The 26,449-nt window shown below is 62.8% G+C and carries 20 protein-coding genes and 1 tRNA gene; 11 read left to right on the forward strand and 10 right to left on the reverse strand.

The window, feature by feature from the left end; all coding sequences use genetic code 11:
• Positions 1-18: 18 nt before the first annotated feature.
• Positions 19-369, reverse strand: a complete 351-nt coding sequence (locus ACE3TY_RS17985) for a RidA family protein (RefSeq protein WP_374655519.1) — start codon at positions 367-369, stop codon at positions 19-21.
• Positions 370-573: 204 nt separating this feature from the next.
• Here ACE3TY_RS17985 and ACE3TY_RS17990 point away from each other — a divergent pair.
• Positions 574-649: transfer RNA gene (locus ACE3TY_RS17990), tRNA-Glu, on the forward strand.
• Between the two features lie 72 nt (positions 650-721).
• On the opposite strand, the gene ACE3TY_RS17995 is transcribed toward ACE3TY_RS17990, so the two are convergent.
• From ACE3TY_RS17995 to ACE3TY_RS18010, 4 genes are read right to left on the reverse strand one after another with little or no spacing between them, the layout of a single operon-like run.
• Positions 722-1,120, reverse strand: a complete 399-nt coding sequence (locus tag ACE3TY_RS17995) for a TadE/TadG family type IV pilus assembly protein (protein WP_374655521.1) — start codon at positions 1,118-1,120, stop codon at positions 722-724.
• Positions 1,117-1,596, reverse strand: coding sequence for a TadE/TadG family type IV pilus assembly protein (locus ACE3TY_RS18000; protein ID WP_374655523.1), 480 nt, complete (start codon positions 1,594-1,596; stop codon positions 1,117-1,119). The genes ACE3TY_RS17995 and ACE3TY_RS18000 overlap by 4 nt, the downstream gene beginning before the upstream one ends.
• Positions 1,597-1,599: 3 nt before the next feature.
• Positions 1,600-2,952: a pilus assembly protein TadG-related protein gene (locus ACE3TY_RS18005; RefSeq protein ID WP_374655525.1), complete on the reverse strand. Its 1,353-nt coding sequence runs from the start codon at positions 2,950-2,952 to the stop codon at positions 1,600-1,602.
• 53 nt (positions 2,953-3,005) lie between these two features.
• The gene (locus ACE3TY_RS18010) at positions 3,006-5,222 is read right to left on the reverse strand and encodes a CHASE2 domain-containing protein (protein WP_374655527.1); all 2,217 of its coding nucleotides are present in this window, start codon (positions 5,220-5,222) and stop codon (positions 3,006-3,008) included.
• Positions 5,223-5,429: 207 nt separating this feature from the next.
• Between ACE3TY_RS18010 and ACE3TY_RS18015 the strand changes: the two genes are divergently transcribed.
• Together ACE3TY_RS18015 and ACE3TY_RS18020 are read left to right on the forward strand one after the other, a co-directional pair.
• On the forward strand, positions 5,430-6,353 hold the full coding sequence (locus tag ACE3TY_RS18015; protein ID WP_374655529.1) for a FecR domain-containing protein: 924 nt from the start codon (positions 5,430-5,432) through the stop codon (positions 6,351-6,353).
• 147 nt (positions 6,354-6,500) lie between these two features.
• Positions 6,501-7,280, forward strand: coding sequence for a hypothetical protein (locus tag ACE3TY_RS18020; protein WP_374655531.1), 780 nt, complete (start codon positions 6,501-6,503; stop codon positions 7,278-7,280).
• 80 nt (positions 7,281-7,360) lie between these two features.
• Here the strand turns inward: ACE3TY_RS18020 and ACE3TY_RS18025 are convergent, their stop codons facing one another.
• The 3 genes from ACE3TY_RS18025 to ACE3TY_RS18035 are packed head-to-tail and all read right to left on the reverse strand — an operon-like array spanning position 7,361 to position 10,057.
• The gene (locus ACE3TY_RS18025) at positions 7,361-8,803 is read right to left on the reverse strand and encodes a S8 family serine peptidase (RefSeq protein ID WP_374655533.1); all 1,443 of its coding nucleotides are present in this window, start codon (positions 8,801-8,803) and stop codon (positions 7,361-7,363) included.
• 35 nt (positions 8,804-8,838) lie between these two features.
• Positions 8,839-9,519: a hypothetical protein gene (locus tag ACE3TY_RS18030; RefSeq protein ID WP_374655535.1), complete on the reverse strand. Its 681-nt coding sequence runs from the start codon at positions 9,517-9,519 to the stop codon at positions 8,839-8,841.
• 28 nt (positions 9,520-9,547) lie between these two features.
• A complete protein-coding gene (locus ACE3TY_RS18035; RefSeq protein ID WP_374655537.1) occupies positions 9,548-10,057 on the reverse strand; it encodes an RNA polymerase sigma factor in 510 nt (169 codons plus the stop codon).
• A gap of 336 nt (positions 10,058-10,393) precedes the next feature.
• Here ACE3TY_RS18035 and ACE3TY_RS18040 point away from each other — a divergent pair, with 336 nt between their 5' ends.
• Both ACE3TY_RS18040 and ACE3TY_RS18045 read left to right on the forward strand, forming a co-directional pair.
• Entirely contained in the window at positions 10,394-16,939 is a 6,546-nt protein-coding gene (locus ACE3TY_RS18040; RefSeq protein WP_374655539.1) for an Ig-like domain-containing protein, read from the forward strand.
• 240 nt (positions 16,940-17,179) lie between these two features.
• A complete protein-coding gene (locus ACE3TY_RS18045) occupies positions 17,180-17,683 on the forward strand; it encodes a hypothetical protein (RefSeq protein WP_374655541.1) in 504 nt (167 codons plus the stop codon).
• A gap of 27 nt (positions 17,684-17,710) precedes the next feature.
• Here ACE3TY_RS18045 and ACE3TY_RS18050 read toward each other — a convergent pair whose 3' ends face one another.
• Positions 17,711-19,576 (reverse strand): ferrous iron transporter B, encoded by a 1,866-nt coding sequence (locus ACE3TY_RS18050; RefSeq protein WP_374655543.1) that lies wholly within the window; start codon positions 19,574-19,576, stop codon positions 17,711-17,713.
• A gap of 4 nt (positions 19,577-19,580) precedes the next feature.
• The gene (locus ACE3TY_RS18055) at positions 19,581-19,877 is read right to left on the reverse strand and encodes a ferrous iron transport protein A (protein WP_374655545.1); all 297 of its coding nucleotides are present in this window, start codon (positions 19,875-19,877) and stop codon (positions 19,581-19,583) included.
• Between the two features lie 397 nt (positions 19,878-20,274).
• On the opposite strand from ACE3TY_RS18055, the gene ACE3TY_RS18060 reads away from it, so the two are divergent.
• Genes ACE3TY_RS18060 through neuC form a run of 6 tightly spaced genes read left to right on the forward strand, consistent with a single transcriptional unit; the run spans position 20,275 to position 26,449 of the window.
• The gene (locus tag ACE3TY_RS18060; protein ID WP_374655547.1) at positions 20,275-21,684 is read left to right on the forward strand and encodes a nucleotide sugar dehydrogenase; all 1,410 of its coding nucleotides are present in this window, start codon (positions 20,275-20,277) and stop codon (positions 21,682-21,684) included.
• A 29-nt stretch (positions 21,685-21,713) separates the two neighbouring features.
• Positions 21,714-22,340 (forward strand): SCP2 domain-containing protein, encoded by a 627-nt coding sequence (locus tag ACE3TY_RS18065; RefSeq protein ID WP_374655549.1) that lies wholly within the window; start codon positions 21,714-21,716, stop codon positions 22,338-22,340.
• The gene (locus ACE3TY_RS18070; protein ID WP_374655551.1) at positions 22,337-23,329 is read left to right on the forward strand and encodes a peptidase U32 family protein; all 993 of its coding nucleotides are present in this window, start codon (positions 22,337-22,339) and stop codon (positions 23,327-23,329) included. Before ACE3TY_RS18065 ends, ACE3TY_RS18070 begins: the two co-directional genes overlap by 4 nt.
• Positions 23,330-23,337: 8 nt before the next feature.
• Positions 23,338-24,258 carry a U32 family peptidase gene (locus tag ACE3TY_RS18075; RefSeq protein ID WP_374655553.1) on the forward strand — a complete coding sequence of 307 codons (921 nt, stop codon included), beginning with the start codon at positions 23,338-23,340 and terminating at the stop codon, positions 24,256-24,258.
• A 1-nt stretch (position 24,259) separates the two neighbouring features.
• Entirely contained in the window at positions 24,260-25,291 is a 1,032-nt protein-coding gene (locus ACE3TY_RS18080) for an N-acetylneuraminate synthase family protein (protein WP_374655555.1), read from the forward strand.
• A gap of 3 nt (positions 25,292-25,294) precedes the next feature.
• A complete protein-coding gene (neuC, locus tag ACE3TY_RS18085) occupies positions 25,295-26,449 on the forward strand; it encodes a UDP-N-acetylglucosamine 2-epimerase (protein ID WP_374655557.1) in 1,155 nt (384 codons plus the stop codon).

Raw genomic sequence — 26,449 nt, forward strand, 5'->3', positions numbered from 1 at the left:
ATCGGCGGCAGCGGACGTTTAGATCGCGGCCGTCATCATGATCTCGACCTTCCATTTCGGGTCGGCGAGCTTGGCTTCGACCGTGGCGCGGGCCGGGGCTTCGCCTTTCACGACCCATTCCTTCCAGGCCTTGTTCATGTCCTGGAAGGTGGAGATGTCGGAGAGCCAGATGTTGGTCTTGATGATCTTGGTCTTGTCGGTGCCGGCCTGTTTCAGCAGGGCATCGATCTGGCCGAGAATGTTCCTGGTCTGCTCGTAGACCGAGGCGGAAACCGGGTCCTCCGCCACCTGACCGGCCAGATAGACGATGTTGTTGTGAATGACGGCGTCGGAGATGACCGACGGATCGCCCAGGCGCTTCAGTGACATGTAGACCTCTAAGATATTGGAAAGTTGAAGAAATCCAGGCCACAACCGCGCCCTTCCGGAATTTCGCGGGGGCGGGCGGGCGGCGCATTATGCCGATGGGGCGGAGTCTCCGGAAGGGGCATCGGAGAATAGGGCCGGCCGGGCCCATTCCCCCGTTGCAATCCGCCCCTCCAGCAGCTAAAAGGCCCCCGCACAGCCCAAGACGTCCCCATCGTCTAGGGGCCTAGGACATCACCCTTTCACGGTGAAGACACGGGTTCGAATCCCGTTGGGGACGCCACTTCTGCATTTCTCGACGGCGGCCGATTTCCTTACATGGCCATCCGGCCCGAGGGGTTGGCGTACTCTCCGGCTACATCTTGGCGCGGGCGGCGATGGTGAGCTTCGGGAGAGGCGTCACCCAGCCGGTCATGAATTCAAATTCCATGTTCGCGGTCACCTCGACGGTATTGGTGTCGGCGTCGATGGTCGCCGTGACGTTGGCGGGGGTGAGGCCGGTCATCTGCGACTTGGCGTAGTCCTCGATCGCATCGGCCGTACCGGTGATGTGGAACACGCCCCAGCGCGCCGCCTGGGCGCAGCCGAATTGCAGCGTGTTGTAGGCGTACATGTACCGCCCCCATTCGAAAATGCCGACCATGAACAGGATGAGGACGGGTGCGATGAAGGCGAATTCGATGGCCGCGACGCCGGTATCGCCGGCGGGCCACAGGCGGCGCATGCCCGATCCGGCTTCATGGCCCCGCTTCATGGTTGGGCCCGCGCCGTGGCGGAACTGGCAATGTTCAGCTCGCTCGGGAAGAGATAATAATCGAGCAGCATCTCATGCCGTTCGGAGACATCCACGGTGAGATAGAAATCCGGATAACCGCCGCCGCCGCAGGTCGTCGATTTGGTGCAATCGTCGCCGCTGGCCGTGAGAACGCCGTCGCAATAGCAGCTGGCCGAAGAGTCGACGGTGAGCGATTCCTGGATGCCGGCATCGGTCGAGACCGCATTCTTCGCGGCGGCGGCGATCGCCTCGGCGTCCCACATGTTGCCGAAGCCCTTCTGCAACCCCGCCCGCGCGGCGCCCTCGATCTGGGATTTGGCCCGGACGGCGAGCCCGAAATCGATGAGGCCGCATGCCAGCAGCATCAGCATGGGCGCCAGCAGCGCGAATTCGACAACCGGACTCCCGCTGTCGCAGCGCCGCCACCGGCCGAGCCATGCCAACGCGCCGCGCATGGCCTACTCCACCAGCACCGGCACGGATTTGGCGACGAGGTCGGTGCCGGCGATCGGCTTGGGGCAATTGGCGCCGCTCGGCTGCAGGTAAGCGCCCGTATCGCCGGTGAAGACGATGTTCTTGCCAATGAGGCGGGTGCATTTGGCGCCGCCCGTGCTGGTGCCGCGATAGTCGATTTCCTGATTCGGAAAATAGAGGATACCCTCGATCGCGGTGTTCCCCGTGCCGGAGAACGAGCTCTTGGTGTTCGAGGTGGCGGACGCATTGTAGAAGGCGATGCCGCCATAGCGTGGGCTGGGGCTGGCATCGGCGCTGGGCGCCGTCACCCGCACGTCGGCATTGCCGTTGATGGTGACGAAGGAGTCGGCATCCATCATGACGAAGGTACAGGTGCAATTCACCTTGGCGCCGGCGTTGATCTTCAGTTCGCCCTTCACATAGACCTCGCGCACGGAGCTCGGGATCGTGATATCCGCCTGACTGCCCAGAGTGAGGCCGTTCGTGAAGTAGGGCGCGTTGGCCGACCCGATACTGTCCGCCCAGGTATCGCCGCTCCCGAACCTGGGATCGGCGTGGTTGGCGCCCGGCAGAGGCAGGGGCACCTTGTCCTTCAGCGGATCCTGCATCGGCGCCTGGCCCGTCAGGGGCGGCTCGGTGTCGAGGATCGGATCGGCGCTGCCGCTGGCCTTGTAGCCGCCGACCATGGAGAAGAAGTCGGCTATCACCTGCAGCTGCGCGCCGCCGGCCGTGGTCATCGAGGTGCTGGAGGTCGCGTTGGAGAACATGCCGCATCCGTCCAGGTTCATATTGGCGCTGCCCGACAGCTGGATACCGATGGGCGCGGTGGGCGAAAGGGAGAGGACGCAGACCTCGCCCAGGATCTTGACCTCCGCGACCGCGCGCACGGCCAGGTTGACGATGTTGCCGAAGAGCGATGAAAAGAGCAGGTCGGGCTGCTCGACGATGGTAACCTCGACGGCGCTGGACTTGCCGATGTAGCCACCGCTTGCCGGCGGGGTGACCGCGGCGATGGTTATGCGGTCATTCGGTTCTATGCCGTTGCGGGCGGCGTCGGCCTCGGCCATTTCCTGGACCAGCGAGGCATTGCCGGTCACATACATGTTGTAGGCGGCGCCCAGCGCGGCGGCATCCGCGGCTGTCTGGTTGTGCCGCTTGGCGGCATACCAGGCGCCGACCTCGACGCCGAAACCCACCATGCCGATGAGGAGCGAAAGCGAGATCGCGACCACCACCGCGGCGGCACCGCCTTCCGCCCGTCCGAAAGATGCCGCCGGCCCGGCCATGCCCGGGCGTCGGCCGGTCGAGGAGGATCTGGAATCCGGATTTCTGGCCATGCTCTCGCAAACACTCGCAATTGCGCTGTCTGGAAAACGATCCGGGGCGATATCTATTCCGTGACCTGGGTCATCTTGCCGTAGCGGGCGATCGAGGCGTCCATATGTTCGATGAGGGCGCGGATATCGGCGCTCATGGGCAGGGCACGGCAGCGTAGAATGCAGTTCAGCGCCCGGCGGTAGTCGCCCGTTCCGACCGCCGCCATCGCTTCGGCGAGGATGGGCTCGATATCCGCGAAATTGCCGCTTTCGGCGGTTGCCGGATCGCCGACCAGTGCCAGCACTTCCGCGCTTTCCAACTTTCCCTTAACCATGACATCGCCCAGCGGGATCAGCGCGAAGCCTTGCAGCAGGCGGTGCGTGGCGCTGCCGATGAGGATATCGACGCCGTAATTCTTGGACAGGCCCTCGATGCGCGAGGCGAGGTTGACGTCGTCGCCGATGACCGAATAGTTGAAGCGCTGCTGCGAACCGAGATTGCCGACGAGGCAGGCGCCGGAATTGATCCCGATGCCCATGCGCAGCGGCCGGTGGCTGCGTCCCATCGCCTCGGCTTCCAGTTCCAGCTGGATATTGAGGTCGACCAGCCGCCGGCGCATTTCGAGGGCGGCGAGGCAGGCATTGCGCGCGTGGCTGTCATCGTCGAGCGGTGCGTTCCAGAATGCCATGATGCTATCGCCGATATATTTGTCGATCGTGCCGCCATGGCGCAGCACCGCGTCGGTCATGGGCGTCAGGAAACGGTTGAGGAGCTGTGTCAGGTCTTCCGGAGAAGTATGTTCCGAAATGCTGGTAAAATCGCGGATGTCGCAAAAGAGGATGGTGACCGGCCGCATCTCGCCGCCCAGGCGCAACCGCTCCGGTTCGGCGGCGAGCTGCTCCACCATCTCAGGCGCCAGATAGTGGCTGAAGGCCGCGCGGATAGAGCGCCGCTCGATATCGGAGCGGAAGTAGGACGACATCGCGCCGGCGATGAAGACCAGCAGCACGGCGAGGCTCGGATAGACCGGATCGAAAAGCTGGCCGCGTTCGGTGAAGGCGTACCAGGCGGCGCCGTTGGCGATGAGCATCGCGCAGGCACCCAGGAATGCGCAGCCGATCGGCCCGACGCGCGGCAGAAGGGCAATCATGGCGCTGCCCAGCACGATCAGGAAACCGAGCTCGGGAAGGATCGTCCAATAGGGCCGGTTGAGCGAGATGCCGGTAAGGATCTGCTCGGCGATCTGGGCGTGGATTTCGACCCCGGGCGTCACCGCGCTGGATGGGGTCGCGCGCAGATCGACAAGGCCGGGCGCGCTCGTGCCGACGAACAGGATCGTGCCCGACAGGTCGGGCGCCGTGCCGGAGAGGACCTGCCAGGCTGGAACGATGCGTCCGGCAACGCGTCCGCTGTCATAGAGCCAGATCTGCCCGCTCTCGTCGGTGAGCGGTGTGAGTGCGCCGATCTTGACCTCGGCGATACCCTCGGCGGATGTCAGCCGGCCGGCAAGTTCCTGCCACCAGGCCTGGTAGCCGGCGGCGCCGGAGGATTTGACGACGATGGTCGAAGCCTTCTGCGCCACGCGCAGGGCCTCGCTGACCAGGCTGGGATAGAGCGTGTCGCGCCCGGCCAGCAGCAGGGGCAGGCGCCGCACCATCGCGCCGCCTTCGACGATCACATTGATGCTGCCTTGTCCCTTGGCCACGGCCTGCAATGCCGGCAGGCTGGCAATGGCGCCGCCGAAGCGGGGGACGAAATCGCGCGGGCCATGATTGGCGGTGGCGCCGACGACCGCCATGCCGCCCTTACGCTTGGGCAGGGCTCCGCCTGCCTTGTCATGCGTCAGGACGAAGCCGAGAACCACGGGCGATGCCTTGATAGACTGCGCCAGGACGGTGTCCGGATCCGGCACACGCGCGACGATCGATCGTGTCAGCGGGTCGCCCTCCGCCAGGCCCCAATCCGACGTGGCCTTGCGCGGCGAGGTCCGGTCCGGTTCGGCAAAAACGATATCGAGGGCGATGACCCTGGCGCCGGCCTTGGCCAGCTTGCCGACCAGCTCGCCGGTCAGGCTGCGCGGCCAGGGCCATTGGCCGTAACGCTGCAGCGTCGCATCGTCGATATCGATGACGCGCACGGGTGTGTCGATATAGGTGCGCGGCTCGATCTGCTGAAAAATATCGAAGGTGCGCTGGCGGATCTCGGACAGGAAGACAGGGTCGTGGACGCGCAGCAGAAGGGCGCCAAGCAGCACCAAGGCGGGGAGCCCACGTTGAAGGAGGTACATCATGTGCGGCGCAACGTCATGGCAAGCGCCGATGCTGGGGGTCGGCCATCTTCCTATCAAAGCATGCCCGAACAAAATTGCTGCACTGCATTTTTGAATCGGAATAAGGCTTAATCCCAATCGTATTCAGGTCGAGGCGGTTTGGGCGCGGGGGTATGTTGCGCCGCAATATCGCCACGGGACGGGTCGAGCGCTTGATAGGGGTAGGACATGAAAAATCTGATCGCCCCGGGGCTGGGGCTGGCTGCACTCATTTCGATCTCCGCCGTGGCGATCGCGTCAACCGAGGCTGTGCCGATCGCCGACGTCGTCGATGTCGTCAAGAGCGCGTTCCACACGCCGCCGGGCGGTGACGAGGCGCCGGCCAATATCGGCGACAAGCTGCTGGCCAATGAGGCGATCCGCACCGAGAGCGATTCGGCCATCGAGATGAGTTTCCCGGACGGAGCCACCTTGCGTCTGGAAGGCGACAGCGACCTGATCCTCGATTCCTATGTGTTCGATCCGAGCGCACTCAAATCGGCGGCTGCGATCGGTCTCAATTCCGGCATCATGCGCTATACGACGGGAGAGGTCAGCACGGACGATACCGGCGTCGTGTTCGCGACACCCGTGGCGACCGTCGGCATCCGCGGCACCGATATCGTGGTCACCGTCGGGGCCAATGGCGCGACGATCGTCGATGTTCTTTCCGGGTCGGTTTCAGCCAAGCCCAAGGAGCATGAGCAGAAGGTCGAGGCCCAGGAAGGACAGAGCGTGCTGATCGAAAGTCCCAATCAGCCGCCGAAAGTGGGCGAGATCGGCGATTTTGCGACGGCCGCGGGAGCGCCCGCGGATGCGCCGGCGATCGACCCGGATGCCCGCAAGGAAAGCACCGGCCGCGGGTCGGGCACGCCGGACGCCAAGGATTCGTCGGCCGGAGACGCCGCCGGTGGAGATTCCGGTGGAGATTCCGGCAGTGGCAGTTCCGGGGGCGATGGCGGCGGCAATCAGGATGGTGGCGCCGATGGCGACGGCAATTCCGGCCACGGCGACAATGGCGACAAGCACGACCCAGACAATCCCGGCGGCGGGAAAGACAAGGACGGGGGCAATGGGGGTGGGGGTGGCAAGGGTGGCGGCAAGGATCGCTGACGCGAACAGAAATGTTCGCGCGGAGGACAAATCTGTGACCCATTGATGTACTTGGTATTTAGCCGGAATAAGCCGATTTGGTGCGCCGTTAGCGGGGGTGGGTGCCGCGTGTCGTTCGCGGCATCGAACAATCCAAGGAGCACCGTGATGACAATCAAGATGAAAGACCGATCCCTTCTCCATGTTCTGTTGCTGGGCGGGGCGCTGGTCTTCACCTCGGCGGCCGTGATAGCCCTGCCGCTCGACAATAGCGCCATTGCCAAGAATGGTGGCGGGAATGGTGGCGGCAACGGCGGTGGCAATGGCCGCAATTCCGATCATGGTGGCGGCAAATCGGGCGATCATGGAAATTCGGGCGAGCACGGCAAATCCGGCTCGCCGGGCGGGAAAGCAGCCGATGCGGACGCCGATCCGGCCGACGATGAAGGCGACACCGAAATCGCGGCCAGCAGCCTCGGCAAGCTGAACGGCTTTTTCCATGCTTCGCCGACCGCGCTTGCAAATGCTTCGCCCAACTCGGCCCCCGGCAGCATCAGCCAGACTTTCCGCGACCTGCTGAACGACTATGCCGATCAGCAGGAAGACACGGCGGAGGAAGGCGACGGGACGGCTGACGAGATTGGCGAGGAAGAAGTCGATCTCGACGATCTGGCCGAGGTCCTGGCCGATGCCAGCAACAAGCCGATGTCTCCCGGTATCGTCGACAAGATTCTGGAACGCCTGGCGGACGTCTATGGCGATGATTATTCTGGCCTGACGGACGACGAAGAGGCGGCGGAAGACCCCGATGCCGGCGAGACGCCGGACGAGGGCACACCGGAAGAGAATACCGAGGAACAGAGCTTCTCCGAAGAACTGTCCGAGCGCGTGAATGAAATCAACGGTTACGATATGCCGGACGCGGAGGACGATCAGGATCAGTCCTGATCCAGGTTTCCGAAGCGGCCGATCGAGGAGAGCGTCTTTCTATCCGGAAAGGCGCTCTTTCCTTGTTCCGATTGCCGATGTCAGTTGAAATTTGCCGGGCAGGTATTCGAGGCCTGAACGAGCCCATAGCCGAAATCGCTGTCGCGGCCCTCGATACCCAGATCGATCGCGGCCCGTGTCAGGCTGTCGAGGTCGTTTCCATTGGCCGCCAAGGCGGCCGTGACGAAGGGGGCGGCGAAAGACGTGCCGCTGACATAGCTGCCGCCGGTCTGCGCCTGACCGGATCCCGGCACCCAGAGATCGACGCCGGGGGCCGCGAAAGAAACGAACGCGCCCTTGTTGGCCTGCGCGAAGCGTTGCCGGTCCATGTCGACGGCGGTAACACCGATGACGCCGGGGAAGGCGGCCGGATAGCGCTCGACCTCGTCGAGCCCGTCGTTCCCGACAGCGGCGACGATGCGAATGCCGCGTGCATTGGCTGCACTCACGGCCAGTTCCATCAGCTTGTTGTAGGGACCGCTGAGGCTGGTATTGATCGTCCCGATACCTTGCCCAGCCAGCCAGTCGAGACCGGCTGCAAAAGCGGTAGCGCTGGCAATCGGCGTGCCGTCTTCGTCGGTCGTGAAGATGCCGGCGATCGAAAGGGCCGCCTGTGGCAACAGGCCGAAGCTCTGCTGGCCCGCGAGAAGCGCCGCGACGGCCGTACCGTGATCGGCATTCGCGAGCAGCCCGTCCGGCGTATCGAGAAAGGCCTGCTGGGTAATGGCGGCCTTGGCGAGGACCGGTGCTTCGACCGCGACCAGCGTATCGAGCATGCCGAGTTTCACGGCCGCGGCACTGCATTGCGCGGCCGGTCCCCCCCAGCCGATGAGCCGGCGGGCCGAATCGGGTGCCGGCAATGTCATGTTGGCTTGCGGCGCGTAGACGTGGTTGAAATCAATCGATGCGCCGGGAAAAGCCTTGGCGAGGCTGGCACTCGCCTCCGAGAGCGACATGGTTGCCGGCGGCGACAGTCGCGCCACCGAAATGCCCAGCGTGCTCAACGATTGCTGCGACAGGATGCCAAAGCCATTGTTGGCGGCGAATTCCGTCAGGGCATCTCCGGCATTGGCCACGATGATTTCGTGTGCCATCGCCTTCAGCTTGCCGTCTCCGGCTACAGGCCCGCCCGCGGCCGAAGGAACGTCGACAGTTTGGGCCGCGATCGAGCCGCCGCCGGACTTCTTGCCGTTATCGCCCTTTTCGCTGGCGTTGGCGTTGGCGTTCGGGTTGTTGCCGTGCGCATTGGCACTGCCGCCGCCATTGCCGCCACCGTTGCCACCGCCATTTCCGCCACCGTTGCCGCCGCCGTTGCCACCGCCATTTCCACCACCATTCCCCCCGCCGTTACCACCGCCATTTCCATTTCCGTTCTTGGCCCAGGCATGATCGGCGTCGAATGGCGACGGCGCGAAACCGCCCAGCTGCAACGCAGCGGCGAATGCAAAGACGAGGACTGCCGTCAGGAGGCGGCGGTGGTTCATATCGAGTCAGTCTCCGAACAAGCCGGCGACAGCGATCAGCGGCTCGCGTGGGGCAAGGCGATCACGTCCCAACCGCCATCTTCGCGGCGGCAGGCGATGCCGCTGCCCGTGGCTGCTTCGTCCTCAACGTACTGGAACTCCGCGCAGGACGTACCGGCAGCAAGCTCAAACCATCTTATCACCGATAGCTCTCCGCCGCCCGTCGATTGATCGGCAATCTTGAAGCTCCGGGTGTGCGCTTGGGGGCCGGCATTGAGCGCCATGAAAAGTGTGCTGCGGAAGGCGGTGCTGCTCATCGCCCCGTCGGCCGAGGTATCGGTTCCCACGTTCTTGGTGCCGGCCAGACGCAGGCCTTCATCCTGCCGACCGGCAGACCAGATTCCCAATATCCCCGCACCCAATATCGCACCGATCAACGCCGCGGCGACCTGGCGGCGCAAAGCCGGTGCCGGCGATGTCGATCTCGCTTCAGGGCGCGATGCAGATGCGACCGTCCGGGCCAGGGCAAGCGGAATCGGCTGATCGCCGAACACGGCCATCGTGTCGCGCGCGGCCCTGGCGCTGGCCGCAAAGTCGTTGGCAAGCTCCTGCAGCGCCGGATCGGCCGCGATCTCGCGAGCCATGGCTTCGGCCTCAGACGCATCAAGGGCACCGTCGCAATACTGCATCACGCGAATAATCATTTCTTCACCAATCGATTGCCGAGATTCCGTCATCGAATTACCTAACGAGTGAAGCGGTTTTCTATTCCGAAGGGTTGTCGTCGCGTATCAGTCTGGCCAGGGCGATTCTGGCGCGGGCCAGGCGGCTCATGACTGTACCGATTGGGATTTCCAGCATGTCAGCGGCTTCCTGGTATCCGAAACCTTCGACCGTCACCAACAAAAGAACCTGGCGCTGTTCCTCGGGCAGTTGCTTGATAGCCTGCCAGGTGCGCTTCAGATCCTGCCGGGCTTCAAGCTCGGCGACGAGCGGCGCTCCAGGAATCTGCTCCCAGAGGCCCTCGCCAGGCAGCGACAGGCGATGCTCGGCGGATCGGCGCCGGTCGATCCAGATGTTCATGATGATCTTATAAACCCAGCTGTCGAGCCGGGAATCCGCCTGCCATTGGCTGTACCGCTCGAGCGCCTTCAGACAGGCCGCCTGAACCAGGTCGTCCCCTTCATCCGTCGAGCCGCTGAGGCCGATGGCAAAGCGTCGCAGCCGCGGCAGCAGGCTGATCAGGCCGAGTTCTATGTCCTTGCGCTTTGTCAATGGATCAACCTGGCTAAGCCATTCCGGAATTTGAAGAAAGAACCAGGTGCGGCAGAAAGAGGCACATGGCGGGATCTTGGCGGGGCACCGCCGGGATAAGCGCCACAGACAAACACCATCAGAGGCGGCAGGTCGGTCAAGCAGATAAAAGAAAACCCTTGCACACGATTATGTGCGTGACGGGCGATATTCGCCTCAAATTTGCGGAATATCGGGGCCATCCGTTCCGTTTTCTCGCCAGTGCACGATCCCGTATCGGCGGCCGATGCCGCGCTGACGGAAGTCGTGCGTGGAAGAGAAACCCGCTGAATTTCAGCGCGACCCTGGGAGCGTTTCATGGCTACCGACACCACCCAAATTTCGATCGAGTCCAATGCTGCCGGTACTGTTGTTCGCGAAAGCGATATCGAGCAAGGCCATTTGACACAGTCCGGTGGCGCGCCGGTCGCCGTCCAGATCCCCCAGGGCGAGAACATCGTGCGCGTCCAGGTGACGCCGGGTGAAATCATCCAGCTGCCTTTCCCCGCCGACGGGCTGGTGGCGCGGCTTGGTGACAATGGCAATCTCGCCGTGAGAGTGGGCGATGTGACCGTCATCCTCATCGGCTATGCCGATGCGGCCGGCCAGGGCGAGGTCGCCATCATCGGGTCCGATGGCAACCCCATCGACATCGCAGCCGTACTCGCCGCGACCGATCCCAATCTCGATATCCAGACGGCGGCCGGTCCCGCCGCCGGCGATGCCGGCACGGGTGTCGACAATAATGGCGGTTTGTTCACGCCCTTCGATCCGGCCGACGGGCTCGGCGGCCTCAATGCGGTCGGCGGCCTCGATCCGACGGCGCTCAACTACAATCTCATCCAGCGCGATTTCGTCGAGTTCATTGAGGAGGAACCCACCGAGACCGATCCGGTCCCGGTCGTCATCGAAACGATCGGCGGCATCGTCAACGAAGACGACCTCACCGGCAATTACGGCAACGTCCTTGACGGCGGGTCGTTCAACGATTCCCTGGCCGCGATCGACGCGCCGCAAGCCCTGGTGCAGGACATCATCAGCCAGTTCTGCTGGAATCCGGTCAACGGCAATGATCGTTTCGACGATGCCGATTACGACGATGAGGATACAAGATCGGGTACGCCGTTCGGTGACGCGATCGTCGGCTACGACCCGAATGGCGGCGATACCGCGCCTTACGATTTCGACCGCGAACCGCTGGTGTTCAACGGCACCGCGACGGTCGATTTCGGCGCCGATGCACCCGGGACGCTGGTCTTCAATGCCGAGACGCTGACCCAGCTTGCCGCCTTGGGGCTGAAGAGCGGCGGTTTCGACCTGCAATATCAGCAGATCGATGACACCCATATCCAGGGTTATATCTTCGACGGCGAGTGCTACATCCTCGTCTTCACCGTCGCCATCGGCGACAGCTATCCGAATCCGACCGGCCCCGGCACGACCTTCGACATCTACTTCATCCTCAGCGACAATCTCGATCATCCGTTGCCGGTGGGCGTCGATGCGGATGAGACCAACCTGCTCGTTCCCGTCTTCTTCCAGGCCATCGACAATAGCGGCTCGACCGCCGGCGGCCAGATCACTTTCGGCGTGCGCGATGATATCCCCGTGCTCGAAAACGAGAATCTCGATCGATCCTCGGGCCTGCTGCATCCGGCGCTCTATCTCGACGATGACGATCTCCCGGGCGGCAATGCCGCTGGCATCGGCGACGATGCAAGCTCCAGCACGTTCGATCTGTCGGGTTATCTCGGCGTGCATTACGGCGCCGACGGTCCGGGGTCGCTCCTTCTGAGCGAACCGTCGCTGCCGGAAGGTTTCACTTCCAGCCTCAGCCCCGACGGCCTCACGCTGCTGATCAAGCAGAACGGTGTCGATGTCCTGAAGGTCTCCTTGAGCGATTCGACGAGCGGACACCTGACGGTCGAGCAATTGGCGGCGATCGACCATCCCGCTGGCGAAGATGAGAACAACCTGCAATTCACCATCAATTTCGAAGCAACGGACTTCGACGGCGACAAGGTCGGCGGCTCGATCGAAATCGATGTCGACGACGATACGCCGGTCGTCGGCTGGAATTGCACTGTCCGGCTTGACGATGACGTGCTGGGCGCCGGCAATCCCAGCGGCATCGGCGATGACGTCGATTCGCTGCATGCAACTGGCATTCTGGCGCATGGCTACGGCGCCGACGGTGCCGGCACCCTTCTGCTGACCGGCGCTACCCTGCCGGCCGGCTTCACGCAGGTGGTTTCGCCCGACGGGTTGACACTGACTATCTCGCAGAACGGCATGCCGGTGCTGCAGGTGACGCTCAGCAACAATACCGACGGGTCCTATACCGTCACCCAGCTGGCGCCGATCGAACACGGGCCGGGCAGTGACGAAAACAATGTGCAGTTTGCCATCGACTATGAGGTAACCGACGGCGATGGCGATCCGGTGAGTGGTTCGCTGACCATCGATGTCGATGACGACACGCCGACCGTATCGGCCAACAATCTGGTGCAACTGGATGACGATGCCTTGCCGTTCGGCAATGCCGGCGGTGTCGGCGACGATGATAATTCGGTCAACGCGACGGGCTTCCTGGCCCATAATTACGGTGCCGACGGCGCCGGCACGACATTGCTGACGGCGGCGACCTTGCCGGCCGGCTTCACGCAACTCGTATCGCCCGACGGGTTGACACTGACCATCTCGCAGAACGGCACGCCGGTGCTGCTGGTTGTTCTGAGTAACGCCACTGACGGTTCCTACACCGTGACGCAGCTGGCGCCGATCAGCCACGCGGCTGGTCTGGATGAGAACAACATCCAGTTCACTGTGAACTACCAGGTCACCGACAAGGACGGCGACACGGCCAACGGCTCGATCATCGTCGATGTCGATGACGATACGCCGACCGTATCGGCCAACAATCTGGTGCAACTGGACGACGATGCCTTGCCGTCCGGCAATGCCGGCGGTACGGGCGACGATGACGATTCGGTCAACGCGACGGGCTTCCTGGCTCACAATTACGGTGCCGACGGTGCCGGCACCCTTCTGCTGACCGGCGCCACCCTGCCGGCCGGCTTCACGCAGGTGGTTTCGCCCGACGGGTTGACGCTGACCATCTCGCAGAACGGCACGCCGGTGCTGCTGGTGACACTCAGTAACACATCCGACGGGTCCTATACCGTGACGCAGCTGGCGCCGATCAGTCATGCGACTGGTCTGGATGAGAACAACCTGCAGTTCCTCATCAACTACCAGGTCACCGACAAGGATGGCGACACCGCCAACGGCTCGATGATCGTCGATATCGACGACGATACGCCGACCGTATCGACCAACAATCTTGTGCAATTGGATGACGATGCCTTGCCGTTCGGCAATGCTGGCGGTACGGGCGACGATGACAATTCAGTCAACGCGATGGGCTTCCTGGCCCATAATTATGGTGCCGATGGGGCGGGATCAATCGCGTTCCTGACCACGGGCGCCCCGATGGGTTTCACCTATTTGCCGGCAGGACCGGGTTTGCTCGTTCTTCAGGGTGTGACACCTGTGATGCTGGTAACGCTGATCGATCCGATCAATGGTCTCTATAGCGTTACTCAGCTGGCTCCCATTTCGCACCTGGCAGGTGCGGACGAAAACAATATCCAGCTGACCTTCGACTACCGTGTCACCGATCGAGACGGCGACACGGTTGACGGAACGCTGACCGTCGATGTCGATGACGATACACCGACCGTATCGGCCAACAATCTGGTGCAGCTGGATGACGATTCCTTGCCGTTCGGCAATGCCGGCGGTACGGGCGACGATGATAATTCGGTCAACGCGACGGGCTTCCTGGCCCATAATTACGGCGCCGATGGCGCCGGCACGACATTGCTGACGGCGGCGACCTTGCCGGCCGGCTTCACGCAACTCGTGTCGCCCGACGGGTTGACACTGACCATCTCGCAGAACGGCACGCCAGTGCTGCAGGTGGCGCTGACTGACGCGACCACTGGCGCCTACACCGTGACGCAGCTGGCGCCGATTTCCCATCCTGAAGGTCTGGATGAGAATAACCTGCAGTTCACGGTGAACTACCAGGTCACCGACAAGGACGACGACACGGCCAACGGCTCGATGATCGTCGATATCGATGACGATACGCCGACCGTCTCCGGCAATGCCCTGGTGCAACTGGACGACGATGCCTTGCCGTTCGGCAATGCCGGCGGTGTCGGCGACGATGATAATTCGGTCAACGCGACGGGCTTCCTGGCTCACAATTACGGTGCCGACGGTGCCGGCACGACATTGCTGACGGCGGCGACCTTGCCGGCCGGCTTCACGCAGATTGTGTCGCCCGACGGGTTGACGCTGACCATCTCGCAGAACGGCACGCCGGTGCTGCAGGTTGTTCTGAGTAACGCCACTGACGGTTCCTACACCGTGACGCAGCTGGCGCCGATCAGCCACGCGGCTGGTCTGGACGAGAACAACATCCAGTTCACGGTGAACTACCAGGTCACCGACAAGGACGGCGACACGGCCAACGGCTCGATGATCGTCGATGTCGATGACGATACGCCGACTGCCAGCAACGACAATGGCGGCACTGTGGATACCGGTGCCACAGTTTCGGCTGCGACCGTTCTCGCTGGCGTTGCCGGCAATGACAGCTTCGGTGCCGATGGTGCCAAAGCAGGCGGCGGCGTCGTTGGCGTGATCGCCGGCAACGGCGGCACCCAGTCCAACACGGGCATCAACTCGCAGATCGTGACGGCCTTGGGTACTCTGACGCTGCAGGCGAACGGCACCTATACATACACCGCCAAGTCGAATGTCAGCGGCACGGACTATTTCACCTACACGATCGAGGATGCCGACGGCGACCGCACGACCGCCATTCTCAGCTTCGACGTGGCAGACCAGGCGCAAGGCACGATCAGCGGGTCGGCCATTGTCTATGAGGACGGGATGCCGAACCAGAATACCGGCAACCTGACGACGCAGAGCTCGGCCTTGGGTGTCAGCTTCACGCCGGCGGATAATGAAGTCGTGACCAGCCTGACACTGAAAAATCTGCCCGCGGGATGGCAGATATTCGACGGCAACACGCTGCTGGGAACCGGAAACGGTTCGGACTTCATGATCGATACCACGCTTCACACCCTGGCGAACCTGAAGATCCTGCCGCCGGTCGACAATGCGGATGCCGATCTCACATTGCAAATCTCCGCCACGATCCAGGATCCGAATGGTGGTCTGACCAGTACGGTCAACGGCCAGTTGGCCATTACCCGCGATGCGGTGGCGGATAAGCCGACGGCCGTATCCGTTACAGTCACGGATGCCGGCGCCAATGGCTTGTTCAGCGTTGGCGAAGCGGGGACGGTCAACATCAAGGCGACCTTCGGCGATGCGGCCGATGCATCCGAAACGCATACGCTGGTCTTCAAGACGCCGGCGGGGTTCAATCTCAGCGATTGGAACAGCGGGACGCAGATCTGGTCGGGTGTTCTTCCCGCCGGCGTCACGGTGATCAGCGTGACAGGCTCGGCCGCCGCCGGATGGACGGTGACTTTCGGTGTCGCCGACAATACGACCAGCGTCGATCTCAACGTCAGTATAACGAACACCGCGCCGGTCGCAGCCGGTGCGCAATTCACGGTCGATGCGAAATCGTTGGACGAGGCGACGGTGGCCGGTCCGAACGGCAATGGCAGCGGCGCCGAAACGACCGATGCCAACAATACCGCCATCACTTCCGCCTCGACCCCGGTCGTATCGGCCCGCATCCTCAATGGCGAACTCGTCACCAACACGCCAAGCCAGCAGCAGGGCGACCAGGCGATGATCCTGACCTTCGTGCTCGATGGCAATCCGCTCAACGCATATTCGCAGGTCGTTGTCCGTGATACCCAGGGCCAGCAAGGCGCGGTCCTGGCGGATTCAGGCTTCAACATCGATCCGAGCAAGGACTTCAACGTCGCGCTCGAGAATCCGCTGGAGGGTCACAAGATCATCGTGACCGACTTCAACCTCGAAGGCGTGACGCTGGACGTGTCGGGCGGCAATATCCAGATCGAGCATGAAGACTCTTCCGGCAAGCCGATGGCCGTATACGCCCAGATGAGTCCGAACGACGGCGGCACCGTCATCGTCGATGAGTCGAACGATGGCGGATCCGGCAACGATACCAAGAACGGCACCGGCGGCCAGGACTATCTGTTCGGCGGATCGGGCAACGATACGCTGAATGGCGGTGCCGAGGATGACGTTCTGAACGGCGGCATCGGCAACGACACGCTGAATGGCGATGCCGGCAACGACGTCCTGGTGTGGAACGGCGGCCTGCAGACAGATGCAGTCATCAATCCCGCGTCCGGCGATCACTACCACGGCGGCGACGGTTTCGATCTGCTGCGCATCGATCAGGGCGCACTCTACAACTCGACCGTCGGCAACAAGTCGAGCATCGACTACTTCCCCGACCTGGCGGCAGATGCGACGGTCGATCTGCGCGGGGCGCATGTCGATGGGATCGAAGGGATCCTCCTTACCGAGGAAGCCGTGATCAGCGGTTCGACGCAATCCGGCAGCGACGCCCTGGGCACCAGGATCCTGCTGAATGCCAGCGATGTCCTCGGTTTCTCCGAGACCGATACGCTCTACGTCATCGGCTCCAAGGGTGACACGGTTGACATCGACAATCTGACCGGCACCAACACCGGCGGCGCCAGCTGGGTTGCCGGCGGCGATGTCACGCCGATCGTGGGAGGCGTTACCTTCACGCAGTATACGGGCACTTTCTCGGACGCGAACGGCAGCCATACCGTGACGCTCTTCGTGGACAAGGATGTGACCGTGGTCTGATCGGTTGAGTTGTGGTTTCACGTGCGGCGCCCGCCCGGTTCATCGGTTTCGGACGGGTGCCGACAAGGAAGATGCGGCCGGTGCCGCCCCAAGAACCGGACCGCATCGATCGCCGCACTGCGGAACGATCCGCAGTGCGGCGCCATTTTTCATAAGCAAAGACGATCACGCGATCGCGACTTGAGCGAAGTCGCGCGGCACCTAAATTGACTTTCCGGGGACAGCGACGAAGGGCCTGCTATGCGCATCATGATTCTACTGGCGATCGCTGCGGCATTGGCGATACCGCCGATCTCCACCGTATCCGCCGACAACGGGCCGGAGCCCGGCGCCAGCCCGCCGGCGAGCGCCGAACAGAGCGTCGGCGATATTGTGATCGGCGCGATCGAGCGCCGGATCCTGCGCGACTATTATCATCGCCACCTGGAAGATTGGGAACAGGAGCAGGGTGGTAACAAGAACAAGAACAAGAAGAAAGGAAATGGCAACGGCAAGGAATTGCCGCCGGGACTTGCCAAACGCGGCGAACTGCCGCCCGGTCTTGCCAAGCAGTTGGTGCGGAACGGACATCTGCCGCCGGGGCTCGAGGGCCGCGATCTGCCTCCCGACCTGCTGGCGCGCCTGCCGCAACTCGACCCGGCCTATCGTTATGTCATTGCGGACGACAAGGTCATGCTGGTGCGCCGCGCCACCAACGTGATTCTGGATATTCTGACCGTTGCGGCCGTCGACCTGCTGGACTGACCGGGCTTCCTCCCGGTGCCGCCGGTATCACGATGAAATGAGAGAGCTGATCCGGAATGTCGCATATGCCGCCGCATAGGCCAGGAACATCATGTAGACGAACATGACCGCCGGCCAGAACCAGTTCATGGTCTCGCGCTTGACGACGGCCAATGTCGACAGGCATTGCGGAGCGAAGACATACCAGGCCAGCAGTGAAAGGCCGGTCGGCAGCGACCATCTGCCGGCAAGGATCGCCTGCAGCGCCGTGTCGGCCCCGCCATCGGGAGCGCCGACGGCATAGACGGTGGCCAGGGCACCGACAGCAACTTCCCGCGCCGCAAGGCCCGGGATCAAGGCCACGACGATTTCCCAATTGAAGCCGATCGGCGCGAAAATATCTGCCAGGGCATGACCTACGATTCCGGCCAAAGAGTAGTTGATGGCGGGTTGGCCGGCACCGATCGGCGCCTGCGGGAAGCTGCAGGCGAACCACATGAGGATGGAAAGCCCCAGAATGATCGTACCCGCTCGCCGTAGAAAGGCGGTCGCGCGCAATCTGAGGCCGAGCAGGATATTGTCCAGACGAGGGCGCTTGTAGCCGGGCAGCTCCATCAGGAACGGCTCTGCCGCCTGGCGCCATACAATGCGCTTCATGAAAGCGGCCACCGATAGCGCCGAGAGGATGCCGGTGGCATAGAGCCCGAACATGACCAGCCCTTGGAGACCGATCCCGGCCGCGAGCGAGCGGTCGGGAATGAATGCGGAAACGAGCAGGGTATAGACGGGGATGCGCGCCGAGCAGGTCATCAGGGGAGCCACCAGAATGGTGGCAAGCCGATCGCGCCGATTTTCGATGACGCGCGTTGCCATGATACCGGGAATGGCGCAGGCGAAGCTCGACAGCAGCGGCAGAAACGCCCGGCCATGCAGGCCGGCGCCGCCCATCAGCCGGTCCATGAGAAAAGCGGCGCGGGCCATGTAGCCCGAATCCTCCAGCAGAATTATGAAAAAGAAGAGGATCAGGATCTGAGGCAGGAAGATGATGACGCTGCCGACACCGGCGATTAGGCCGTCCGCGATAAAACTCCGCAACAGGCCTGGCGGTACAATCTGCTGCACCCAGCCGGCAAGCAGATCGAACAGCAGGCCGATCCCATCCATGGCCGGTGCTGCCCAGGCGAACACCGCCTGGAATATGAGGAAGAGCAGCGCCAGCAATATGAACAGACCCCATGCCGGATGCAGGCACACGCGATCGATCCGTGCGGACAGACGCTGATCCCCCGCCCTGAACGAGCAGCAACGCAGGATTCGATCCGCTTCGCGATGAGTTGCGCGCAAATCCCGGGCGCTTGGCGGACGCCAATTGGAGGCATCGTGGCGCAGTACCGGGAAATCGTCATCGATAGCGCGCAACAGGGCATCGATACCGCCCCTGCGTACGGCAACCGTCGGGATGACCGGCACGCCGAGTTCCCGGGACAAACGCGCAATGTCGATCTCGCAACCCTGGCGCTTGGCGATGTCCGCCATGTTGAGGGCGAGAATCATGGGGTAGTTGAGCTGCTTGATCTCCAGAAACAGCCTGAGGAACAGACGGAGATTGGTGGCATCGGCGACGCAGATGAGTACATCCGGCAATGCTTCGCCTGGACGCCGCCCCAGCATCACATCACGAGCCACCGCTTCATCCGGGCTGTGGCCGCGCAGCGAATAGGTGCCGGGGAGGTCGAGAATGCGGACTCGCCTCCCGCCGGGTGTCGACAGTCTGCCTTCCTTTCGCTCGACGGTGACGCCGGCATAGTTGGCCACCTTCTGTCGACTGCCCGTAAGGGCATTGAACAAGGCCGTCTTGCCGCTATTGGGGCACCCGACCAACGCGAAGCCGGGAGCGGCGGTGTGCGCGTTCACCCGCTCAGGCCTCCGCCTTGACCAGAATTACAGCTGCGTCGCGACGCCGCACGGCGATCAACGTATTGTCGATGAGCACCGCCATGGGGTCGCGGCCAAGGGGGCCTTCATGCCGTACTTCGACACGAGCGCCCTCGACAAATCCCATTTCCAGCAAGCGCCGCTCCAGCTCCGTTCCGGCATAATGCGGATGCGCGGGAACGGCCAGCTCCACGATCGTGCCGCACCAGCCCGGCCTGCATCGGTCGAGACTGAACTCGGCCGCGGGCGGTTCGACTCCTTCATTCAAGCGCGCGTTCACGAGTCTGCCTTCGGATGCGATACGAAACCGGTCGAATGCTGCCGATAGTGATATTCATTTTCAAGTTCGTAATGGTCTCGGTCGCCACATAGTCGGGCCGGCCGACAGATCGCGATTTGTCGAAGCGCCATCGTAGGTTCGCCACTACATTGTTTCGTTTCAAAACACGCAGGGTGAACGTGTGCGTCCATTTGTCGCCAGCCATGACGGCACCGGCGACGGAGCGCGGCCGGGCGGGGTGCCGCCGGCGGTTTCAGACCCTGGCAAATCGCGCCCAAGTCGGTGCGTCAGAACGTCATCTATAACTTTTCGCTCATTTGTAGATGCTGCGCGACAAGGCTGCGACAACCCTCTGTTGCCGCACATCGCCGGTATCCAATCAGGAGCAACGGATTTCATGAGCGTCTTAAAGCCGGCTATTGGCATGCCGCCAAATACATCGACGGGCAGTGACGCTCCGGAATATGTGACTGCGCGGGTGCACCGCCACAAGCTGATGGATAAGATCGGACGCCTCGAAGCGCGTGTCGGCATCGTCGGTCTTGGCTATGTGGGCCTGCCGCTGGCCTGTCTCTTCGCCGAGAAGTGCTTTCCCGTCATCGGCGTCGACAATGACGAGTCGAAGACGGCGGAGCTCAATTGCGGCAGATCCTATATCGAGCATATTGCGCATGAACGGATTGCCCAGCTGCGCAGCGCGCGCGGCTTCGAAGCCAGTACCGATATGGCTCGCCTGGCGGATGCCGACATCGTCATCATCTGCGTGCCGACACCGTTGACGCGCCATCGTGAGCCGGATCTTCAATATATCGAACAGACCGGGCGCGCCATATCTCGGAGCCTGCGGCCCGGCCAGATGATCATTCTGGAATCGAGCACCTATCCCGGTACGACGCGGGAGGTTCTGAAGCCGCTGCTGGAAGCCAGCGGACTTCGTTCCGGCATCGACTTCTTCCTCGCCTACTCGCCGGAGCGCGAGGATCCCGGCAATGCCGCCTTCGGTACGGCGCGAATTCCAAAGATCGTGGGCGGTGACGGCGCGGCGGCGCGCGAAATCGCCACTCGTCTCTACGACCAGATCGTCGCTGGCGCAGTGCCCGTCAGCAGCCCGGAGACGGCGGAGTTCGTCAAGCTGTCGGAAAACATTTTCCGCGCCGTCAACATCGCCTTGGCCAATGAACTGAAGACAATCTGCATGGCGATGGGCGTCGATGTCTGGGAGGTCATCGACGCCGCGGCGACGAAGCCGTTCGGCTTCATGCCCTTCTATCCGGGGCCGGGGCTGGGTGGTCATTGCATTCCCGTCGATCCGTTCTATCTGACGTGGAAGGCCAGGGAATTCGGCATCAATACCAAGTTCATCGAGCTTGCCGGCGAAGTGAACGCGGCCATGCCTGGCTTCGTCGTGACTGAGCTGACGCGCCAGTTGAGTGCACAGCAGGGGCAGGCATTGCGTGGCGCCAGAATCCTTCTCCTCGGCATCGCCTACAAGAAGAATGTCGACGATCTGCGGGAAAGCCCGGCTCTGATCATCTACGAAATGTTGCTGAAGAGCGGTGCGATGGTGACCTACCATGACCCGCACATTCCGACCATCAAGCCGACGCGCGAGCATTCCGGTCTTTCCGGTCTGCGGTCCGTGGCGCTCAATGCCGAAACGATCGGTGCAGCGGATGCGGTTCTCATCGTGACCGATCACGACAAGGTCGATTACGGGCTGGTCGCGGCCCATGCCAGACTGATTGTCGATACGCGCAACGCCATGACGCGTGCCGGCATATCGGTGGAACATCTGGTCAAAGCCTGACCAAGACCGAAATGACTCGATCGATTCCCATGTCCCAGCCATCCGGTTTCCGGGAATCTGGAAAGCGCGATGGTGCTCCGGTTTCCGCGCTCTCCCTGTTGGCGCCGATCCTCGAAACATTGCCGCTGGCGCCGCTGCAGCAGGGCGCCAGCTTCATCCTGCGCAGCCTGTCGCGGCGGCATGCCGACCTGTTCCTGCGCCTGCAGAAGCTCCAGGACGTCCGCATTCTGATAGATCCGACCGATCTGCCGGTATTGTTCATCGTCGCGCCTGGATGCGCGGCACCCTGGATCAAGGTGACGCGCCGCTCCTCCGGCGCGGTGGATGCAGCCGCAACCATTCGGGGCAGGCTGACGCATTTGCTGGCGCTGTTGCAGGGCACGGTGGATGGGGATTCCCTTTTCTTCTCCCGCGATCTGACGATCGAAGGAGACACGGCGGCAATATTGCATGTACGCAATGCGCTCGATGGCGCGGAGATCGACCTGGCACGGGAAATCGCCGCTGGTTTTGGCATCGCGGCTGGCCTGGCCTATCCGGCCATACGCGCGCATCAGAGGGTTTTCACCGCAGCCGGACGGACCTTGCTCAATCTTCACGCCGCGCTGTTGGCGACGCGCGGGAACAATTGCAGCCGCGGGGCTCGCGAACCATGATGCCGCCGCCACTCGAACTGGTATGTCCGGCGGGAACGCCGGCCGCGCTCCGGGCGGCTGTCGCCGCTGGCGCCGATGCGATCTATTGCGGCTTCGACAACGCAACCAACGCGCGGAATTTTCCAGGCCTCAATTTCAGCGTGGACGAAATGCGCACGGCGATCGCCTACGCCCATGGCCAGAATGTAAAGGTCTTGATTGCCATCAACACCTATCCGCAGGCGGGGCAGGTCGACCTTTGGCGGCAGGCCGTGGACCGGGCGGCAGAACTGCGTGCCGATGCCGTCATCATCGCCGATATCGGCCTCCTCGATTATGCCGCAACCCGGCACCCCGCATTAAGGCGTCATCTTTCAGTGCAGGCGTCCGCCAGCAACGCAGAATCGATCAACTTCTTCGCGCGGGCGTACGATGTGAAGCGGGTGGTCCTGCCGCGTGTCCTGACGATTGCCGAAATCGCGGCGCTCAATGCGCAGATAGATGTCGAGACGGAGGTGTTCGTCTTTGGCGGCCTGTGCGTGATGGCGGAAGGGCGCTGCTCCCTATCGTCCTACATTACCGGCCAGTCGCCCAATATGAACGGCGTGTGTTCGCCGGCTTGCGCTGTGAAATTCGAGCGGCGCGGCGATGAGATGATGTCGCGTCTTGGCGACTACACGATCGATATCTTCCCGCCGGACACGCCGGCTGGCTATCCGACGATCTGCAAGGGAAGGTTCCTCGTGCGCGGCGAGCCGCAATATCTGTTCGAGGAGCCGACAAGCCTCAATGCAATGGGTATCCTGGCTCATCTTCAGAAAGCCGGTGTGCGCGCACTTAAGATCGAAGGCCGGCAGCGTGGCAAGGCCTATATTGCCGAAGTCGTCGGCGGCTTTCGGCGCGCGGTCGATGCACTCGGCCAGGGCCAGTCGGCGACGGCGGGTTCGCTGCTGCATCTGACCGAAGGCGGTCGCACGACGGGTGGCGCCTATCATAAGGCGTGGCGATAGGCATATCGATGGATCGAACACCGGAGAAAAACGGCATGGCGACGAACGGCCTCATCACCATGGGGCCCGTCATGTTCAACTGGGCGCCTGAGACGTGGCGGGATTTTTATTTCCGCCTGGCCGACGAGGCGCCGGTCGATATCGTCTATGTCGGCGAGGTTGTCTGCACCAAACGGCAGCCCTTCCTGGCGCCCGTGCTGCCCGATGTGATCAACCGGCTGCAACAGGCGGGCAAGGCGGTCGTTCTTTCCACGCTGGCATTGTGCATGAGCCGGCGAGAGATCGAGCAGGTCCGGGAAATCGCGGCGGGTGCGTTTCCGGTCGAAGCCAACGATATGTCGGCGATAGCCATGTTGGCCGGAAGCGCTCATATCGTCGGCCCATATATCAATAGTTATAACGAAGGAACCCTCGACGTCTTTCGTCGTAACGGGGCTATTCGCGTCGTTCTTCCGGCGGAACTGCCCGGTGAGGCAATCGGCATCCTGGCCGGTACGGGCGTGCCTCTCGAGGTGCAGGTATTCGGCCGGGCGCCACTGGCGATATCGGCGCGGTGCTATCACGCCCGCGCGGAAAATCTGCATAAGGATGGATGCCGCTTCGTTTGCGAGAAGGATCCGGATGGCCTGCCGGTCGAGACGCTGGATGGCGCGCCGTTCCTGGCCGTCAACGGCTTGCAAACATTGTCGCATGGCTGCCTCGATCTTGCCGGCCACATCGCCGGCCTCCGCGCGATGGGTGTTCGCCATTTCCGGCTGTCACCGCACACCGTCGACATGATTGCCGTCGCGAAACTCTACCGCGCGCTGCTCGACGGGGGGATGAGTGCGGCTGATGTCGCCGCTTCCCTGCCGCACCTCCCCGGCGGTGCCGCGTTTGTCGACGGGTTCTTCCGCGGCAGGCCCGGCGTTGCAGAAGTCGGGGTGTGACATGCATTGGCTATCGGCTCCCGGTCCAGGCGCACCCTGCGCCATCGTGGCGGAAGTGGCGCAGGCCCACGATGGCAGCCTTGGCACGGCCCACGCTTTCATCGATTCAGTCGCCAAGACCGGCGTTGCCGCGATCAAGTTCCAGACTCATATCGCCGCCGCCGAGAGCACGCCGGCGGAACCGTGGCGCCGGAAATTCAGCTATCAGGACGCGACGCGTTACGAATACTGGCGGCGCATGGAGTTCACGCCCGAGCAATGGCACGGCCTCAAGGCCCATGCGGATGCGGCCGGCCTCATCTTCCTGAGTTCGCCATTTTCCCTCGAGGCCGTCGAATTGCTGGCCGGGCTGGATATGAAGGCTTGGAAGATAGCTTCGGGGGAGACGTCGAACACCAGGCTGTTGGATGCAGTCGCCGCGACCGGCCGGCCGGTCATGATTTCGTCGGGTATGAGCCCACTTGCGGAAATCGATGCGGCTGTCGAGCGCGTGACGAGGGCCGGATGCCCCGTGGCCGTCATGCAATGCAGCTCCACCTATCCCTGTCCGGCGGAGAAGATCGGTCTCAATGCCCTCGGCCAGTTCCGCGATCGCTATCGCCAGGCCGTCGGCTTGTCCGACCATTCCGGTACGGTCTTCCCCGGCCTCGCAGCGGCGACGCTGGGGATCGAGCTGCTTGAGGTGCATGTGACGCTGAGCCGCGAGATGTTCGGGCCGGACGTCAGCTCCTCCTTGACGACAGCGGAATTGAAGCTTCTGGCGGATGGCGTCGATTTCATTCAACGCATGCGCGCCAACCCCGTCGATCGCACCGTTCTGGCGCCGGAACTCGACGATCTGCGCGGAACCTTCACCAAAAGCGTCGTCGCAGCACGGGATCTGCCGGCCGGCATCCAGCTCGCCGACGCGATGCTGGCTCTGAAAAAACCAGGTGGCGGCATTCCCCCGGCAACCTTGCCGGAAGTGGTCGGCCGGCGCCTGCGCAGGGCGATAGCGCGCGATCAGCAAATCGCCCTTGAAGATCTGGAGTAGAATATGAGCCGGAAGGTCTGTGTCGTCATTACGGCGCGTCCAAGTTATTCGCGCATCAAGACCGCGTTGGCGGCCATACAGGCGCATCCCGATCTGGAGCTGCAGCTGGTTGTCGCCGCTTCGGCATTGCTCGACCGGTACGGCGCCGCCGACAAGGTGATCGAGTCGGAAGGGTTCAAGATCGACCGGCGTGTCTACATGATCGTCGAAGGTGAGAACCTCGTCACCTCGGCCAAATCGACCGGCTTCGGGCTTTCGGAGCTCGCCACGGTACTGGACGATCTGCGGCCGGACATGGTCATTTCCATCGCCGATCGTTTCGAGACCATCGCCACGGCTATCGCTGCCGCATATCTGCATGTTCCCCTCGTCCATGTGCAGGGTGGCGAGATTACGGGCTCGATCGACGAGAAGGTCCGCCATGCGGTCACCAAGCTGGCGGACATTCATCTCGTTGCGTCGCAATCGGCTGCAAATCGGGTGATCCGGATGGGCGAACGGCCGGAGCGGGTCTATGTAACAGGCTGCCCATCGATCGACGTGGCGCGCGCTGCCGTCGATGCGCCGATGGCAGCGTCCGATCTCTTTGCCGCCTATGGCGGTGTGGGCCCCCGGCTCGATCTCGGCAACGGCTATATCGTCGTCATGCAACATCCGGTGACGCAGGAGCACGACGCGGCGCGCTGGCAGGTCGAACAGACGTTGGCGGCGATCCGGGCGCTGGGCATGCCTACCTTGTGGCTGTGGCCCAATGTCGATGCCGGTTCGGCGCTGACGGCGCGCGGGCTGCGGGCCGGACGCGAACGGGGCGACCTGGACCATATTCATTTCTTCAAGAATCTGCCGCCGGAGGAGTTTCTCCGCGTCCTCAAGGGAAGTGCTTGCATCGTCGGCAATTCCAGCGTCGGCATTCGCGAATGCGCCTATCTCGGCATTCCGGCGGTCAATATCGGCACGCGCCAGTCCGGCCGCGATCGCGGCGCCAATGTGGTGGATGTGGATCACGATAAGGACGCCATACTCGGCGCCATCCGTTCCCATCTGGCGCGCGGACACGTCGCGTCCGATTCCCTATATGGCGACGGATATGCCGGCGCGCGCATGGCCGATGTGCTGGCCATAGCACCGCTCGAAACCGCCAAGCGCCTCGCCTATTGA

It is taken from the genome of Dongia sp. (assembly GCF_041918875.1).
Classification (GTDB): Bacteria; Pseudomonadota; Alphaproteobacteria; order Dongiales; family Dongiaceae; genus Dongia.

Bases quoted from the DNA above. Each gene is read 5' to 3' on its own strand.
- ACE3TY_RS18010 (WP_374655527.1), bottom strand. From the start codon at position 5,222: ATGATGTACCTCCTTCAACGTGGGCTCCCCGCCTTGGTGCTGCTTGGC.
- ACE3TY_RS18045 (WP_374655541.1), top strand. From the start codon at position 17,180: ATGCGCATCATGATTCTACTGGCGATCGCTGCGGCATTGGCGATACCG.
- ACE3TY_RS18025 (WP_374655533.1), bottom strand. From the start codon at position 8,803: ATGAACCACCGCCGCCTCCTGACGGCAGTCCTCGTCTTTGCATTCGCC.
- ACE3TY_RS17995 (WP_374655521.1), bottom strand. From the start codon at position 1,120: ATGAAGCGGGGCCATGAAGCCGGATCGGGCATGCGCCGCCTGTGGCCC.
- ACE3TY_RS18075 (WP_374655553.1), top strand. From the start codon at position 23,338: ATGGATCGAACACCGGAGAAAAACGGCATGGCGACGAACGGCCTCATC.
- ACE3TY_RS18040 (WP_374655539.1), top strand. From the start codon at position 10,394: ATGGCTACCGACACCACCCAAATTTCGATCGAGTCCAATGCTGCCGGT.
- ACE3TY_RS17985 (WP_374655519.1), bottom strand. From the start codon at position 369: ATGTCACTGAAGCGCCTGGGCGATCCGTCGGTCATCTCCGACGCCGTC.
- ACE3TY_RS18000 (WP_374655523.1), bottom strand. From the start codon at position 1,596: ATGCGCGGCGCGTTGGCATGGCTCGGCCGGTGGCGGCGCTGCGACAGC.
- ACE3TY_RS18015 (WP_374655529.1), top strand. From the start codon at position 5,430: ATGAAAAATCTGATCGCCCCGGGGCTGGGGCTGGCTGCACTCATTTCG.
- ACE3TY_RS18030 (WP_374655535.1), bottom strand. From the start codon at position 9,519: ATGACGGAATCTCGGCAATCGATTGGTGAAGAAATGATTATTCGCGTG.
- ACE3TY_RS18020 (WP_374655531.1), top strand. From the start codon at position 6,501: ATGACAATCAAGATGAAAGACCGATCCCTTCTCCATGTTCTGTTGCTG.
- ACE3TY_RS18080 (WP_374655555.1), top strand. From the start codon at position 24,260: ATGCATTGGCTATCGGCTCCCGGTCCAGGCGCACCCTGCGCCATCGTG.
- neuC (WP_374655557.1), top strand. From the start codon at position 25,295: ATGAGCCGGAAGGTCTGTGTCGTCATTACGGCGCGTCCAAGTTATTCG.
- ACE3TY_RS18060 (WP_374655547.1), top strand. From the start codon at position 20,275: ATGAGCGTCTTAAAGCCGGCTATTGGCATGCCGCCAAATACATCGACG.
- ACE3TY_RS18070 (WP_374655551.1), top strand. From the start codon at position 22,337: ATGATGCCGCCGCCACTCGAACTGGTATGTCCGGCGGGAACGCCGGCC.
- ACE3TY_RS18065 (WP_374655549.1), top strand. From the start codon at position 21,714: ATGTCCCAGCCATCCGGTTTCCGGGAATCTGGAAAGCGCGATGGTGCT.
- ACE3TY_RS18005 (WP_374655525.1), bottom strand. From the start codon at position 2,952: ATGGCCAGAAATCCGGATTCCAGATCCTCCTCGACCGGCCGACGCCCG.